This is a genomic window from Alicyclobacillus acidocaldarius subsp. acidocaldarius DSM 446 (assembly GCF_000024285.1).
GTDB lineage: Bacteria > Bacillota > Bacilli > Alicyclobacillales > Alicyclobacillaceae > Alicyclobacillus > Alicyclobacillus acidocaldarius.
In genome coordinates this window covers 256,018-270,871 of record NC_013205.1, presented here as the reverse complement: position 1 = coordinate 270,871, position 14,854 = coordinate 256,018, and the positions used below count along the sequence as shown (strand labels likewise).

At 60.8% G+C, this 14,854-nt stretch carries 15 protein-coding genes and 1 riboswitch; of the genes, 5 read left to right on the top strand and 10 right to left on the bottom strand.

Going from position 1 to position 14,854, the window contains the following annotated elements; all coding sequences use genetic code 11:
• Nucleotides 1–30 precede the first annotated feature (30 nt).
• On the bottom strand, nucleotides 31–207 hold the full coding sequence (locus AACI_RS16490; RefSeq protein WP_012809685.1) for a hypothetical protein: 177 nt from the start codon (nucleotides 205–207) through the stop codon (nucleotides 31–33).
• 121 nt (nucleotides 208–328) lie between these two features.
• Entirely contained in the window at nucleotides 329–1,933 is a 1,605-nt protein-coding gene (locus AACI_RS01265) for a S53 family peptidase (RefSeq protein WP_012809684.1), read from the bottom strand.
• Nucleotides 1,934–2,314: 381 nt separating this feature from the next.
• On the opposite strand from AACI_RS01265, the gene AACI_RS01260 reads away from it, so the two are divergent.
• The 3 genes from AACI_RS01260 (at nucleotide 2,315) to AACI_RS01250 (ending at nucleotide 5,020) form a co-directional block, all read left to right on the top strand.
• The gene (locus AACI_RS01260) at nucleotides 2,315–3,430 is read left to right on the top strand and encodes a 5-methyltetrahydropteroyltriglutamate--homocysteine S-methyltransferase (protein ID WP_012809683.1); all 1,116 of its coding nucleotides are present in this window, start codon (nucleotides 2,315–2,317) and stop codon (nucleotides 3,428–3,430) included.
• Nucleotides 3,431–3,458: 28 nt separating this feature from the next.
• On the top strand, nucleotides 3,459–3,932 hold the full coding sequence (locus AACI_RS01255; RefSeq protein ID WP_012809682.1) for a GtrA family protein: 474 nt from the start codon (nucleotides 3,459–3,461) through the stop codon (nucleotides 3,930–3,932).
• A 347-nt stretch (nucleotides 3,933–4,279) separates the two neighbouring features.
• Nucleotides 4,280–5,020, top strand: coding sequence for a hypothetical protein (locus AACI_RS01250; protein WP_012809681.1), 741 nt, complete (start codon nucleotides 4,280–4,282; stop codon nucleotides 5,018–5,020).
• 21 nt (nucleotides 5,021–5,041) lie between these two features.
• Here AACI_RS01250 and crcB read toward each other — a convergent pair whose 3' ends face one another.
• Entirely contained in the window at nucleotides 5,042–5,413 is a 372-nt protein-coding gene (gene crcB / locus AACI_RS01245) for a fluoride efflux transporter CrcB (RefSeq protein WP_012809680.1), read from the bottom strand.
• A complete protein-coding gene (locus AACI_RS01240) occupies nucleotides 5,410–5,826 on the bottom strand; it encodes a fluoride efflux transporter FluC (protein WP_008340372.1) in 417 nt (138 codons plus the stop codon). Before AACI_RS01240 ends, crcB begins: the two co-directional genes overlap by 4 nt.
• Nucleotides 5,827–5,897: 71 nt before the next feature.
• Nucleotides 5,898–5,960, bottom strand: a riboswitch (Fluoride riboswitch).
• A 160-nt stretch (nucleotides 5,961–6,120) separates the two neighbouring features.
• Between AACI_RS01240 and AACI_RS01235 the strand changes: the two genes are divergently transcribed.
• The gene (locus tag AACI_RS01235) at nucleotides 6,121–8,142 is read left to right on the top strand and encodes a CocE/NonD family hydrolase (RefSeq protein ID WP_012809679.1); all 2,022 of its coding nucleotides are present in this window, start codon (nucleotides 6,121–6,123) and stop codon (nucleotides 8,140–8,142) included.
• Nucleotides 8,143–8,179: 37 nt separating this feature from the next.
• Here the strand turns inward: AACI_RS01235 and AACI_RS01230 are convergent, their stop codons facing one another.
• From AACI_RS01230 to AACI_RS01215, 4 genes are all read right to left on the bottom strand, one after another.
• Nucleotides 8,180–8,965 (bottom strand): 3-hydroxybutyrate dehydrogenase, encoded by a 786-nt coding sequence (locus tag AACI_RS01230; protein WP_012809678.1) that lies wholly within the window; start codon nucleotides 8,963–8,965, stop codon nucleotides 8,180–8,182.
• Nucleotides 8,966–8,970: 5 nt separating this feature from the next.
• Entirely contained in the window at nucleotides 8,971–10,200 is a 1,230-nt protein-coding gene (locus AACI_RS01225; protein WP_245530749.1) for an alpha/beta hydrolase, read from the bottom strand.
• A 148-nt stretch (nucleotides 10,201–10,348) separates the two neighbouring features.
• Nucleotides 10,349–10,723, bottom strand: a complete 375-nt coding sequence (locus AACI_RS01220) for an MFS transporter (RefSeq protein ID WP_245530651.1) — start codon at nucleotides 10,721–10,723, stop codon at nucleotides 10,349–10,351.
• Nucleotides 10,724–10,779: 56 nt separating this feature from the next.
• Entirely contained in the window at nucleotides 10,780–11,166 is a 387-nt protein-coding gene (locus tag AACI_RS01215; protein WP_012809676.1) for a rhodanese-like domain-containing protein, read from the bottom strand.
• A 238-nt stretch (nucleotides 11,167–11,404) separates the two neighbouring features.
• On the opposite strand from AACI_RS01215, the gene AACI_RS01210 reads away from it, so the two are divergent.
• Complete coding sequence (locus tag AACI_RS01210) at nucleotides 11,405–11,758, top strand: DUF5684 domain-containing protein (protein ID WP_012809675.1); 354 nt, start codon at nucleotides 11,405–11,407, stop codon at nucleotides 11,756–11,758.
• Nucleotides 11,759–11,934: 176 nt separating this feature from the next.
• Here AACI_RS01210 and AACI_RS01205 read toward each other — a convergent pair whose 3' ends face one another.
• Nucleotides 11,935–13,209 (bottom strand): MFS transporter, encoded by a 1,275-nt coding sequence (locus AACI_RS01205; protein WP_012809674.1) that lies wholly within the window; start codon nucleotides 13,207–13,209, stop codon nucleotides 11,935–11,937.
• Between the two features lie 13 nt (nucleotides 13,210–13,222).
• On the bottom strand, nucleotides 13,223–14,845 hold the full coding sequence (locus tag AACI_RS01200; RefSeq protein WP_012809673.1) for a putative bifunctional diguanylate cyclase/phosphodiesterase: 1,623 nt from the start codon (nucleotides 14,843–14,845) through the stop codon (nucleotides 13,223–13,225).
• Nucleotides 14,846–14,854 lie beyond the last annotated feature (9 nt).

Here is a 14,854-nt window from a genome sequence, read left to right as displayed (position 1 = left end):
CGCATCAAGGTGCTTGTTGCGACGCCGCGCTCAGTCGTCGACGTCGACCTCCTTGTGCTCGCGGACGATGTGATTGTAGTCGTAGCCATGTTCGCAGTGCTGGCAGTGTACGCGTACCACAAGCTCGCCTTCGGGCACCTCGACGACGTTTTTCTTCTCACACCGCGGGCAGATGGACTCCACAATCCAATGCTTGTGATGGCTCATGCGATCGCCTCCCTACTCACTTCGTTTCAGGATATCGCGGCGGCTTCAAAACAGAATTGAATCCACGCCGCTTGTGCCTAGGGCGCGATCGCCCGCAACAAGCCTTCACCCGCGCCCCGACTCAGTCCAGCCCGTGCAGGAAGTAGTACGCGTCGATGGAGCCAAATCCCGTCGGGTGATCCCACCCAGGCCCTGCGTTGTACGCTCCGTTCGATCCGGCCGTGATGTCGTGGAACGCATACGGCGCGTATGACGTGTTCCGCGCCATCGCGTAGATGCCTACGTCCGCCAGCCCAATTGGCGCTTTGCCTTCGAGCGCTCGCGCCTGATCGATGAGCGCAAACGTGGCCGCCATCATTGGTGCGACGAAGCTCGTGCCTCCCGCGACTTCCCACTGGCCCTGATAGTAGAAGTCGTAGCCCGTGGCCGGATCCGCGTTCAGGCTCACGTCGCACGTCTGGCGATAGCCGGTCTGCGGCACGCCCGGTCCGTATTGCCACCACGGCTCGCCGTACACCGAGCTCACGCCGCCGCCCGTGTCGGACCAGGCCGTCTCCTCAAGGCGCGCGCCGTCGGTGCCGAGCACGAGCCTCGTCCCGCCGCATGCGGTGACGTACGGATCGGACGAAGGATAGTCGACATCGGTCCCACTCGTTCCGTCGGACGATCCGCTGTCCCCCGCCGCCGCGAACACACTCTGTCCCTGCGCAGCCATCTGCATGAAGATCTGGTGCTCCGCCTGCATCGTGGACGAATCCGTCTCTGATTCGGGCGCGCCCCAACTCGTCGTGACCACGTGCGCGCCGTCGTCCGCGGCGACCTGCGCGAACGCGTCGATGAACGACTGGGCGTCCGGCTGCGCCGCTTCATACACGGCGAGCGACGCGGTGGGCGCAACGGCGTGCGCCCATTCGCAGTCGAGCGTGGTCTCGTCATTGGGCGACGTGTACGATCCGTCGATCACGCGCTGGCGCACCACGGGATTTGACAGTCCGAAGGCGCGATCGAACGCCTGGATATCCGACATCTGGACGGAGCCGGAAGTTACAATCGCAATGACCTGCCCGCGGCCCATGTAGTGGCTGTAGAGCGGCGTGTAGTCGTAGGCGCGCTGAATCTGCGCGGGCGTGTAGCCGCCGCCCGCCGGCGCGGCGTGCGCCATCACGAGGTGGCGCTCCATCGCGTCGCTCGACAGGCCCACGACGGCCGATACGCGTGCGGCCAGCGGCGCGGGCAGCGTCGCAGCCCCGTCCGGCGCATACCACGCGGCCGTTCCCTTCTCATATTTCATCTCGCGCACGCCGAACGCTCGCTCAACGTCGCGCGCCCGGCCGGCGACCGAGAGCACCATGGGATCGGCCGTCTGCTGGACGCTGAGCCCGTATGCGCGCAGACCCTGAACCACAGCCTGCACGTCCGCCTTTGTCGGTGCGAACTCTGCGTCGAATTCGGCTGGCGTGAGAAACCGCCCCGCGTCTGGCGATCCGGGCGTGTACAAGTTCTGAATCAGGCGCTCGAGCTGCGCCTCGTGGCGCAGGCGCAGGGTGATCACCAGGTGCATGGGCTGCGAAGGCGGTAGCGTCCCCTCTGGGTGCGCGCCGCGCATTCGCGGATCGCGGGAAGCCACCACCGCCCGTTCCTGAAGCGGTGCGGCGAAAACCGCCGCCGGCGCGGCAAGAACAGCTGAAGCGGCCGCGGCGACGGACAGGCGTGTGAGCGCTCGCATGCGGAACCCTCCCTGTGTCTGTCGATTCTGTTCTTTCTAGTTAACCGACAGTATAAAGGGAGGAGAATTACATTTATAGTTAAAAAAAGAGGAACCCGAATCGCATTCTGGTTCGCCTTCACGCACCGTGGTCAGATTGGCGGCGCCATCCATCCCTCCACGCGTCGAACGCCCTCGTGGCGCACCAGCTCGGCGAAGTACCTGCGGGCGAAGTCGCGACGCCTCGGCGGCGCGCGTGAGATGATGCCTCCGCGACCGCGCGAGCCCTATCCGTGCCGCCATCGCGGTTGTCCGCGAAGTCTCCGAAGCCAAACCGCACACGTTTGTGGTACGATGACCTCGTCTGACACATAAAATCATGAACGACGAGGATGATCCGCCATGTCTCACGCAAGCCTGGGCCATAAGCCGCCGTTTCGCGCAGATCAGGTGGGCAGCCTGCTGCGCCCCGAGCCTGTCAAGGAGGCGCGCCGGCGGTTTTTTGCGGGCGAGATCGACCGCGATGCGCTGACGGCCGTCGAGAACGAAGCGATTCGCCAGATCGTCGCGAAGCAGAAAGAGGTTGGGTTGGTCGCCGTAACGGACGGCGAGCTGCGGCGCTCGTGGTGGCACTTCGATTTCCTCGAGCACCTTGACGGCGTGCAGGGCTACGAGCCCGCGCAGGGCGGCATTCAGTTCCACAACGTGACCACCCGCCCGCGCGCCATCCGCGTGGTGGACAAGCTCGGCTTTCCAAAGGATCACCCGATGCTGGCGCACTTCCGCTTCCTGCTCGAAGTCGCGGGTCAGCACGTGGCGAAAATGACCATCCCGAGCCCCAGCATGCTGCACTTCCGCGGCGAGATCGCAGAAGGGGTGTACCAAGACGAGGACGAGATGTTCCATGATCTCGCTCTCACCTATCAGGACGCCATTCGTGCGTTCTACGACGCGGGCTGCCGCTACCTGCAGCTCGACGACACGGCCTGGGCGTATCTTTGCTCGGACGAGCAGAAGCAGCAGATGATGGCCAAAGGGCGGGACCCGAAGCGACTCGAGGCCAAGTACGCGGAGACCATCAACAAGGCGCTCGAGGCGAAGCCCGCGGACATGACCATCACCATGCACATCTGCCGCGGGAACTTCCGCTCCACCTGGATTTCGTCTGGAGGCTACGAGCCCGTCGCAGAGACGTTGTTCCAGAAGCTCAACATCGACGGGTTCTTCCTCGAATACGATACAGAGCGGGCGGGCGGGTTCGAGCCGCTTCGGTTTGTGAACCGCAAGTCGCTTTTCATCGTGCTCGGCCTCATCACCAGCAAGCACGGCGCGCTCGAGGACAAGGACGAGGTCAAGCGGCGGATCGACGAGGCCACGCGCTACGTCCCGCTCGACCAACTGTGCCTGAGCCCGCAGTGCGGCTTTGCGTCGACGGAAGAGGGGAATCTGTTGACCGAAGACGAACAGTGGGCGAAGCAGCGCCACGTCGTCGAGATTGCGCACGAAGTCTGGGGATGACAGAGAAGGTCGACAAAAGAGGGGTCAAATGGTGTACGCGGTGCGCGTCGTCTACCGCTATGTGCGGCGCTACTTCAAGTTTTTGCTCGTCGGCGTGATGAACGCGGCCGTCGATCTCGGCGTGTTGAACGCGCTTCTGCTCGCGTTTCCGACGCGATCGCCGCTCGTCCTGATGGCGTACAACACGATCGGGGTGCTCGCGGCCATCTGCAACAGTTATCTGTGGAACCGGTTCTGGACGTTCGGCGACATCGCGACGGGATCGCGCCGGGAGAAGATGAAATTTGCGCTGCAGTCACTCGTCAACCTGGTGTTGAACGACGCGATTCTGGTGGGCGCGAACGATTACCTGGTCACGCATCGCGGACTCCCCTATATGCTGGGGAGCAACATCGCCAAAGGCGGCGCGATGTTCGTCTCGTCGTCCGTCTCGTACGTGTTCATGCGCATGTTCGTGTTCAAGCGGCGAAATGTGCTCCACTGGGAGACGCACCGCCGATAGGAAGCTTGCGCTAACAGGTCCAACAGATTGGATTTGAAATCAGTAATTACCTTCCCACATTTTCGTCTTCCATGCTATGATCAGTTTGTCACCCATGCGCGCGCATTCCTCAAATCAGGGTGGTGTCCACGGGGACTGCGCGCGCATTTGGTTTTTGAAATCCCCATTCATAGATTCGCTGAAGATGAGCTTCCGCGAGATCGAGGCGCGGACGAGGGTTTTCCTTGTCTGAGTTCACCTCGGTTCTCTGAGATCAACATTTTGATTTTTAGGGATTGACAGACGAATCGCGCCAAGCTATGATCCTCTCATATTTTTTCTCATTTTCCTCTATGAGGGGTGATTTTGTGAAGGCGGCGCGTTTTACGGCCCTCGCGGCAGGCGCAGCTGTGCTTCTGGCCGGTGCATTCCTCGCGGTTTGGGAGGCGCCGCGCGTCTACTCCAATCCAACGCCCGTCCCCGTGCCATCCTCGGGGAACGTGGTCCAACAGTGGTGGCAAGAACAGCATTCGTCCGCTTCCACACTTGAAAAGGTCCTCTATACGTCCGAGTTGTACGTTGAGATGCCGCTTGTCAATCAGTATACGCGGCAGCTCACGTTGCCCGACTTTTTGATGGTACAAGGCACGCCGTCGCAGAAGTATGCAGACGGAAGGATGACAGTTTTTTACGTCTCGTGGAAGTCATGGGGAGATGCCTGGATTCACGATTTCCACTATCACCCAACCATCTTGCGTTGCACCCTGTGGAGCCACAAAGCCACGGTCTCCATTTTGCCTGCGGCAACCGAACATATGACCGCCAATCCGGCGGTCCTCGCCAACTTCCCGGGCGTCGTTCATAAGTTGACGCTGCAACCCGACGCGACGGGCGCGTGGAAGGTGGCGGACGACGATTATACCGACGAATTCAAGCAAGACGTTGGTTCCAACGTGGATTGGAAGAAGCTCATCGAATCCCTGCCGGACGAGATCGCGCGCGAAAAGACACAGGCCGTCACCCAACCGCCTCCACGTTTCGGCCTCCCGAACGTCACGGGCTCGCCCGGCGGACCGTCCAACGAGGCCACGAACGTGTCTTCGCGCTGACTCGCGCCGCGATACGGCCACTCAAGCGGAGCGCGGCATCCATGCGTTCACCACGGCGGCAATGGCGAGTCCCAAGATCACGGACGACGCCACGTACGCGATGGCCAAGCCGCGATGAGTTCTCCACAACGCCACGGTTTCCGTGGAAAAGCTCGAGAACGTGGTGAATCCGCCACAAAAACCCGCGCCGAGAAAGATGAAAAGGTGCGGATCTTCGTGCGCAAGGCGCGCTGTGAAGATAGCCAAGCACAGCGTGCCCACCATATTGATGATCCACGTCCCCCACGGAAAGGGCGTCTTGTTCACCTTGCCGACCCACTGCCCCACGACATAACGAAGGACCGCCCCGATGGCCGATCCGCCCGTGGTCAACCAAAGCACGGCGTCGTTCACAGCGAAACCTCCTCTTCCGCTTCCCATTCCTCTTCGGGCGTCGCCCGCACAGGCACTGCCTTCGTCCCGAGCCACGCGCAGAGGGGACCCAACACGGCGGTCAGCACCACGTACAGCACGCCTTGCCACGGCGCGAGCCGCAGCGCCTCCCACGCGCCGACGGCAAACGTCGAGAACGTCGTGTACCCACCCATGACGCCCGGACCGAGGCCTGCCACCAGCCAATGCGGAAACGCGTGCCTTACCGCCAGTTGCTGAATCAGGCCGAGCAAAAAAGCGCCCGTCAAATTGATGACGAAGATGCCGAGCGGGAACAGGTGCACCTGACCGACAGCGACATCGACGAGATCGCGCAGTCCTCCGCCCAGCGCGCCTCCGACCAGCACGGCGGCAATCTTTTTCCATTCGTCCAAACCCTTTTCCCCCTTCGCTCTGCATGAAAATGGCTCCTGCCACGCGCGGACGCATTGCAAGAAAGCATCCGTGCATCGCAGGAGCCATCAGCCCGTCGTGGGCGGTTCCGGTGAGCTCCATCACCGACATACTGACCTAATCGTACCAAGTGGTTAAGACCCTTGCAACTCAACCCGTGAGCGCGAAACATCCAGTTTCTCTGTTACATAACAGCAGCAGGAGAAATGCGCTGTTTGACGTATTGTATAGATGAGAATGTTCAGAAACATAAATCTGGGAGGGTTCGAGGATCAATGACAGCGCCAGCAACGAAATCGAAATGGATGAAAGCAGCGGCGTACGTGGTGACAGGTTCACTGCTGTTGCCTATCCCGACAGTCACGGCGAAAACGACCGGCTCTGTTCCGCATCACGCACGAGCTCAGAATGTCACGGTCAGAGCAACCGATGTGCTTCCTACATGGTCACCTGAACCCGCAACCTACGGCGTGTATGTGGAAAAAAACGTGCGTATCACGATGTCGGATGGCACGATTCTGTTAGCGGACGTTTATCGCCCGAAAGACCCGCAAACCGGTCAACCGGCACAAGGCCCATTTCCAGTGATTTTGGCAATGACGCCCTACCGCAAAGATATCACCATCCCGGGCGTCGGCTTTGACCCATACTTTGTTGAGCGCGGGTATATCGAAGTCGTTGCGGACGTCCGCGGGACAGGATCTTCGGAAGGTGAATGGGAGTTCCTGGGCCCCCGCGAGATTCAGGATGGTGTCGAGCTTGTAAACTGGTGTGCGAAGCTGCCTGGATCTACAGGGAAAGTTGGCATGATGGGCGAGTCCTACCTTGGGATTAACCAGCTGCTCGTCGCTGCAGCCGTGGGCCCGAACTCTCCGCTCAAGTGTATCGTTCCTCTCGTTGCAGCTAACGACCTCTACCGCGATACGGCCTTCATGGGCGGTATACCGGACTTGGAATTCTCTTTACCTTGGCTCACCCTGCGGGCAGGACTCGACGAATTACCTCCAGACAGCCTGTTACAAAGTCCTGGATTAGGTCTCGAAACGGCATTGCAACACACGTCTGCTCTCAGCGGGTTCTATCTGCCGCTCCTCACCGACATCGAAACGGGCGGCCCGCTGAGTTACGACGGCCCCTTTTGGGAATCGCGCAGCCCTGGCCCCGTACTTGCAGACGTCGTGCGCAATGGTATTCCGGCTCTTTTGGTAGGTGGCTGGTTCGACCTCTTTCAGCGAGGCGAGATCTTGAATTACGTGGGATTGCAAAACGCGTGGAACCACCTCCCGACGGATCAGCCGATGCAGCCTAACGAGCCCGTCACGGGCCGTTATCAACTCATCATGGGTCCGTGGTACCATCTCACCCTGATGCCGACAGCAATCGATCCTTTTGCACTCGCATGGTATGATCGCTGGCTCAAGGACGAGTCGACTGGAATCGACCAAACGAGCACGCCACTTCATGTTTATGCGCTCTCACAAGGTACGTGGTATAACACGGACCGCGTCCCATTTGACGAGGCAACGCCCGTCACGTATTACTTCAGCGACGGCCGAACAGGCACAGCCCACTCCCTCAATGACGGTTGGCTGCTACCAAGCAAACCTACAACCTTGGCCGGAGCCGACACGATTCCGTACACTGGGCTGTCGATCCCGCTGAACCGCTCTACTGTCCAGTGGTTCATGGGGGCTACCGAGCTCGTCAATCGCGCATTTAACTTACCTCCATCGCCGGGTACACAGAATGATACCGCCTTCGAAACCACTGGGCTCACGTATACCACGGAGCCGTTTACGCAGGGAGCATTCCTTGCAGGCCCCATCGACGTCACGCTGTTCGCCGAATCCACGAGACCAGACGCCGAGTTCGTGGCCACGGTCGAGGACGTCTCTCCAGATGGCAAGGCGTATCCACTCACCGAAGGTGCGTTGCTCGGTTCATTCCGTACAGTGGATACACAGAAGTCCTGGTATGTGAAGGATAAGCTTTTGATACCGTTCCACCCGTACACCCAAGAGAGCGAATCGACACTTACACCTGGACATATTGAAGAATTTGACATCGAAGTCTTTCCGACCCTTGATTATGTGGCTCCAGGTCACCGCCTGCGCGTGACCATTACGACCAGTGATATCCCGCATCTCATCCCGTCAGGCCCGCAGAGCACGAGACTCCTGGGTGGCGTGTATGAGATTGAACGAAACAGCACGTACGCGTCGTACGTGAATTTCCCCATCGCGCCTCCAAGTGCTTTCACACCGAGCCCAGTGAATTGGGGCCCCGGGGGCTCCTGAGGTGAACCAGGGCTGTCCCCCGGGACAGCCCCTTGACCTACTGCGCCATATAGCCTCCGTCGATCACGACGGCCTGGCCCGTGACGGAGGCGGCGAGATCGGACGCGAGGAACACGGCGTAGTGCGCCACCTCCTCGGGCGCGAGCAGCCGCTTCTGCGGCACGAGCGGATAAATCACGTCCTCCAGCACCTGCTCCACGGGGACGTTGCGCGTGCGGGCGAGATCGGCCAGCTGGTTGCGGACGAGCGGCGTGTCGACGTAGCCCGGGCAGAGCGCGTTCACCGTCACGCCGTGCTCGGCCGCCTCGAGCGCCGCCACTTTCGTCAGGCCGATGAGCCCGTGTTTGGCCGCGTTGTACGCCGCCTTGCCTGCAAACCCGATGAGGCCGTTGACCGAGGCCATGTTGAGAATCCGCCCATACCCGCGCGCCTTCATCCCGGGCAGCGCCCGCTTGATGCTGAGGAATGGCCCCGTGAGCATGAGGTCCACCATCTTGCGAAAGACGTCGGACGGGAAGTCTTCGATGGGCGCCACATGCTGCATGCCAGCGTTGTTGACCACGATGTCCACGTGGCCATACTGCGCCTCCGCGCGCGTGAACAGCCGGTCGATCTCGCCCTCGTCCGAGGCGTCCGCCGCGACGGCCATCACATCCAGTCCGCGCTGACGCAGGGCCTGTGCCTGCGCTTCGGCCGCGTCCTGGCGCAGGTCCGACAGCACCACGCTCGCCCCCGCTTCGGCCATGGCGGTGGCGACGGCGAGCCCAATCCCGCTCGCCGCACCGGTGACGATGGCGACGCGCCCTTGTAAAGAAATCTGCATCTTCATCACGCCTCCAGGTTGGTGTCTGCGAACAGCTCGGCGCCCCGGGCGAGATCGTCAACCGTGCGGTACAGGCCGCCTGGCGGCGGCTCCTCTCCGCGCTCCACCCACCGCTCGAGGCGCGTGAACGCCGCTTCAAAATACGGAAAGACCGGCTGTTCGTCGCCGCGATTGAGCCGCAAGAGCCCGTCCACGTGATTGCCGCGGTCGATCTCGTACAGCCGATGCAGGCGCGCGCAGCCCGACGCGGCGACCTTCTCGGCGTACGCGGCCTGATGATACGCAAAGGGCAAGAGGCAGTCCCAGTTGCCCGCCACGGTGAGCACGGGCACGCCGATGTGTCCGGTGTTCGCGATGGGACGGATGCGGGAAGCGATGCACGAAGCCCGCTCTTCGGCTGGATAGGCCGCAAGTGCGGACAGATCGTGCAACCAGTCGTTCGACCAAGGGAGCGCGAAGGTTGGCCAGTCAGGATCCAGATTGCGCCCGTAGAGCCAGAGCGTCACGAGCCAGTACATCTGGTAGTAGATGGCCCAGTGGCGCTCGGCACCGCCCGGCAGCCCGAGCGCGACGAGATGGTCCCGCAGCCGATTTCGCTCGGCACCGTCAGCACGCGCGTACGCGGCGAACCCGGCGATCCACGCGGGCAGCGTTTTCAGCAGGTGCGGTCCGTCCGGATCCCAGTGCACGCCCTCCCAGTCGACGGCGCCGTCGATCTCGTCCGAATGCCGCTCGGCCAGGATACGCGCCACGTAGCCGCCGTTCGACACACCGAGCACGTAGGTGCGAAGCGGCACCTGCGCGAAACGCAGGGCGAGCACGCGCTTGGCCACCTCGATGAGGTGGACGTAAACATACTCCCACTCCGCCATGGAACGGGCGGGATCGCGCAGAGTCAGGCCGGGCGTCGCCTTGTCGCAGGCGGCATAGGCGTAGCCCCTTTGCAACACGATGTCCGAGACGAGGTGATCCAGGGCGAATTCCGACCGGACAGCGGGCGTGGCACCGATGACGAGCTTGCCATTCCAACTGCGCGGCACGCGGATGAGCGCCTGCGCGCGGCCCAGCGCGCCGTTCCACTGGTACCCGGGCACCGGGTGAACGATGCGCGGCGGCCGATACACAAGCGCCTGCGCGTCTTCGTGCGCTCCCTGCCCTTGCGTGGTTATATCTTCCATCCATTCGAGGCCACGGGCGACTCGCTCCGCATCCTGGGCTGCAAGCGGTGATTCCATGCCCACGCGCTCCCTCCTCCGCCCTCGCTGTTCACCACGATCCTTTCGAGCTTTCTCCCGACGATCCTGCTGATCATCCGTTCCACAGATTTCACGCGCCGCATGAACCCTTCCTGAGTAGGACACTTGAACCGCTTCACATGGTATGTCATTCGATACGTAAGGTTTCCCTCATGAGAATCATCACGACGATCCCGGACAAGAACACCACAATGGACAGCAATGCAAAGGTACTCCGGATCCCCAACAGGTCTGCGCCAAACCCTAGCAAAATTCCACCCACCGCGTATCCCCCGTCGCGCCACATGCGATAAACCCCCAACGCCGCACCGCGCCAGGATGGATGCGAGGCATCACCAACCGCTGACAAGAGCACCGGATAGACCAACGCAGTGCCGACGCCCGTGAGCACGGCTATCATGACCCAGGCGGCAAATGACTGAGTGACGAGTACGAGGGCGGTGCCGGCTGCATTGACCAATTGCCCGAGTACTGCCGAAAGATCATGCTGATCTCCTCCCATCTGACTTCCACCAAAGTGTCACAGACCTCACAGAATGCGTGCCTCACAACATTCGTTCAGGTCGCATGAGCGAGACGATTCCACTCGCGAACGCCCTCATCGAGCCGAACCACGTCGAAACCGTGGCGCCGGAGAAGCTGTACGGCCTCTGGTGCGTACAAACAGTAGTGACCGCGGCAATACACCACGATTCGCTTGTCGCGAGGCAACTCGGATATCTTCGATTCCAGTTCATCGATGGGGATCGACAACGCTCCGGGAATATGGTCGTATTCGTATTCATCCCTGGGACGCACGTCGACCACCACCACATCGGGATGGTCGATGAGCGACATCAATTCGCCCATGTCCATGACATCCTGCGCCTCGAGCGAAGCCGCCCATTCGTCGCGTAGCCGGACAATATCGGAATAGAGCCACTCCCCAACCCGCTGAAATTGCAAGATGAGATCTTCAACTTTCGAATCGGATAACTGATTTCATCACTTCAGTCAAGCATGTCGATCTCACTCCCTCTTGTTTATCATGCGCCCGCACCGAGTCGCTTTGTGGTTTGACCTTCAGTGTCATTCCATCGAAGATCCAACACCCCTAGGCAAGGAGATGGAAATTTCATAACATGAGAGCGCGAGCATAAGTTGACTTTTGAGGCCGTTGCAGCCGATGGAAGGGGGTGATCGAGTGCTGGTCCTGGTGTACCTCATTTACATCGCACTTTATATTCTCACATCCATGGCCTTTTACCGCCTCGCCAAGAAGGCGGGACTCGCGAGCATCGCCTGGTTTGCCTGGGTGCCTGTGCTGAACATCGTCCTGCAGCTCAAGATGATTCACAAAAGCGCCTGGTGGCTGCTCATTTTGCTCGTGCCGATCGTCAATGTGATCTTCTTCATCATTTGGCAGGTGAAGTTGTGCCGCGCGTTCGGACACAGTGGCGCGAACGTGTGGTGGATACTGGTCCCCTTTGTCTACAACATCATCTGGATTGTCTGGGGATTCGAAAGAGAGACTCAGTACGTGGGGTTCTGGGCGTAATGACTCCGCAGGCCCGCCTGGCGCGCGTCAACCGGGCGGGCCTTTTCCATCAGCTGATCGCCTGATGGGTGGTGCTCATCGTAGCCTTCTCGACCAACAGACCGGCCGCATGGGAGGCTCGCAAGCTCCTCCTATCGCTCCTCGTCCAGGCTCGAACGCCGATGTGCAACACAGAGTTACCGCGGATTGGCATCCCCTGACGGATCGGGAGACATTTCACGCAACGCCGAATGCCTGCTGATGCAGAGCAGGAACGGAAAACCTCCCAAGGAAAACAGGAAAACGAGCGCTCCACTGAAAAGAAGGCCCGCGGCCACCGAGTGGTCCGCAAAGTGGCCAATAACGGGGTTCAAAATCAAGGTCAACAAGGTGCCGACTGCAGTCAGAACGGACAGAGCGGTCGCCCGAACCTCCGAGGGCACGAGTGAATTCGTGACGCTGTTTAACAGGGGCGACCGTAGCGATTCGCCCATATTCAGAATCAAAATAGAAACGACAATCCATGCCAGGTGATTCGTCCAAGCCATGCACGCAAAAGCAGCGGACATCGCCAGGGTGCTGGCGACAATGGGGCCCATGAAGCCAAATCGCTGGTTTACGCGGCCAACCAAGAGCGAAATCGCCATCGCAGAGAGCGATCCGGCCGCCATCACCCAGCCGAAGTCATGCACTGGCAACCCTGCCCTGACAAAGAGCGGCTGATTCAAATAGTTGAAACCGTTGAACACCACCCACACCGCGGGACCAGCAAAGGCCAACAGCAGCAATCGCGGGTTCGAGACAATGAAGTTCCAGGCGGAGACCAATGCGCTCCGCTGGTTCGTCACACGTTGATCGTCCTCTTGTCCTTGATTCCCCCGAACCCGTTGGGCCGGCAGGAGCAGAACAAGGAAGAGTCCTACCGCATTGGCTGCCGCCGTCGCGTAGACCGCCAGCACGTAGCTGTGCATCGCCAGCCAACTGCCCAACGGAAAGCTCAACAGAGTGGCGCATTGTTCAGCGGCATTGAGCCAAGCGTAGACGCGGGTCGAATGTTCTTGACCATCGAACGCCTTGCACAGATCGTAGACATATGCCGATTCAACGCCCGACAGGATGGCGATACCCACACCGCTCAGCGCATAGCTGACTGCAAACATCCAGAATGGACGCGCCCAGGCAAAGAACAGCACGGACATCACCGCGGCTGCATGTCCGAGTACCAACATCCATTTTCGATCATATCTATCCGCCCACGCACTCGAAGGAATGTCCACAAGAAAAAGAACGAGGGCCAAGATAGATTCCAATGTGAAGATTTCCGTGTAATCAAGCCCTCGCGACACCATGAAGAGCGAGGCAACGACGCCATATAAAAGGGTGCTCGAGAAGAATTTCTGCACCACCAGAAGGCCCACACATCGCTTCAACACCCTTGCGTGTGCCGAATCCCCCATCTCATCGACGCACATGTTGCTCATCTCCCTAGAGCGGGTCCGTATGCCCCGCCGCCACCTCCTGCAGGGCCGGCGCGCTCACCGGCCGGCCGTAGCGAAACCCCTGCAGCCTGTTGACCCCTATCGCCCGCAGGAACGCCTCCTGCTCCGCGGTCTCCACGCCTTCGGCCGTGACCTCGAGCCCCAGTTCTCGCGCGAGCGCCATGACGGCGCGAATGAGCCGTTTGTAGTATTCATTTGTGAACAGGCGCGCCACATAACTCCGGTCAATTTTAATCCGCGTCACCTCAAACCGCCGCAGATAGGCAAGGGAAGCATAGCCCGTCCCGAAGTCGTCGAGCGCGATGCGAAAGCCACGTTGACACAGCGCGCGCACCAAATCCTCCGCCGCATGTTCCATCAACGACTGCTCCGTCAGCTCGATCTCGACATCCTGCGGCTTCACGCCGTGCTCGGCGACGAGGCGCGAGAGGTCATCGACGAGATCGGCGTACAGTTGGCAGTCCTGCGCGGAAATGTTCAATGACAAGGTGAGGGAAAACCCGCTGCGCCGCCACGCGGCAAGACTCGAAACGGCCTCCTCCATCACGCGTCGGGTGATGGCGGGCATGAGCCTTGCTTCCTCGGCAATCACCAGAAACTCCCCAGGCGACAACTCGCCCCATTCCCTGTGCCGCCAGCGCACGAGCGCCTCCGCGGAAACCAACCGGCCCGTCTTGGCATCGACGATGGGCTGATACACCACGTACATCTCTCCCCGCGAGATGGCCCGGGGCAATTCGTTTCTCAGGCGATCCGCCCGCGACATGCCGGCCGTGAGCGACTCGCGGTAAAAGCACACCTGGTGCCGCCCCCGCCGCTTGGCCCGCTGCACCGCGAGCTCCGCCTTGCGAAGCAAGACGTCCGGCGTGGTCCCGTCTTCGGGAAAGAACGCAATTCCGACACACGCGCCGAGATCGAATCGGTTGGACAATGTCTCCACTTGACGACACGACGCCATCAGCCGATTCGCCACGGCGAGCACGTCAAGCTCCGGACCCGCGTGAGCCATGAGGACGGCAAACTCGTCTCCGCCCAGGCGGGCCAGGACATCCACGCTGCGCTTTTCCGCCTCCCACATCCTCGCCACCCTGCGGAGCACATCGTCGCCCGCGCGATAGCCGAATGTGGCGTTCAGCGCTTCGAAGCGGTCGAGATCGAGATACAAAAGCGCGAGCCGATCCGCGTCTCGCTCGGCCGCGCGCACGGCGTATTCGAAATAGTCCATGAAGTAGGCGCGATTGAGGACGCCCGTGAGCGCATCGTGACTCGATTCGTGCGCGAGTCGCTTGCGCAAATCTCGTTTTTGGCGGAGATCCAGGAACAGTTCGCGGTACGCAAAGGCGGAAAACGCCAGCACCAGCGCTGTGCCGATGCCGACAATCCAAAGCGTCAGATAAAGCGGCCGCGAGGCGAGGGCGCGAAGAATTGGAAGGCTATCCGCCCTCAGGGCCTGTTCCCAATGCGCCAGCGCGCGCATGCCGCCCGCGGCATCGTAGACAATGGCCGCCACCATGGCCAACACGACGACCTGCATGCTGACCACGTACGCCAACAGCCGATACTCGGTCGCCAACGGCTTCAGCAAGAGCCACTTCAGCCACGCCCGCATCGTTTTCGG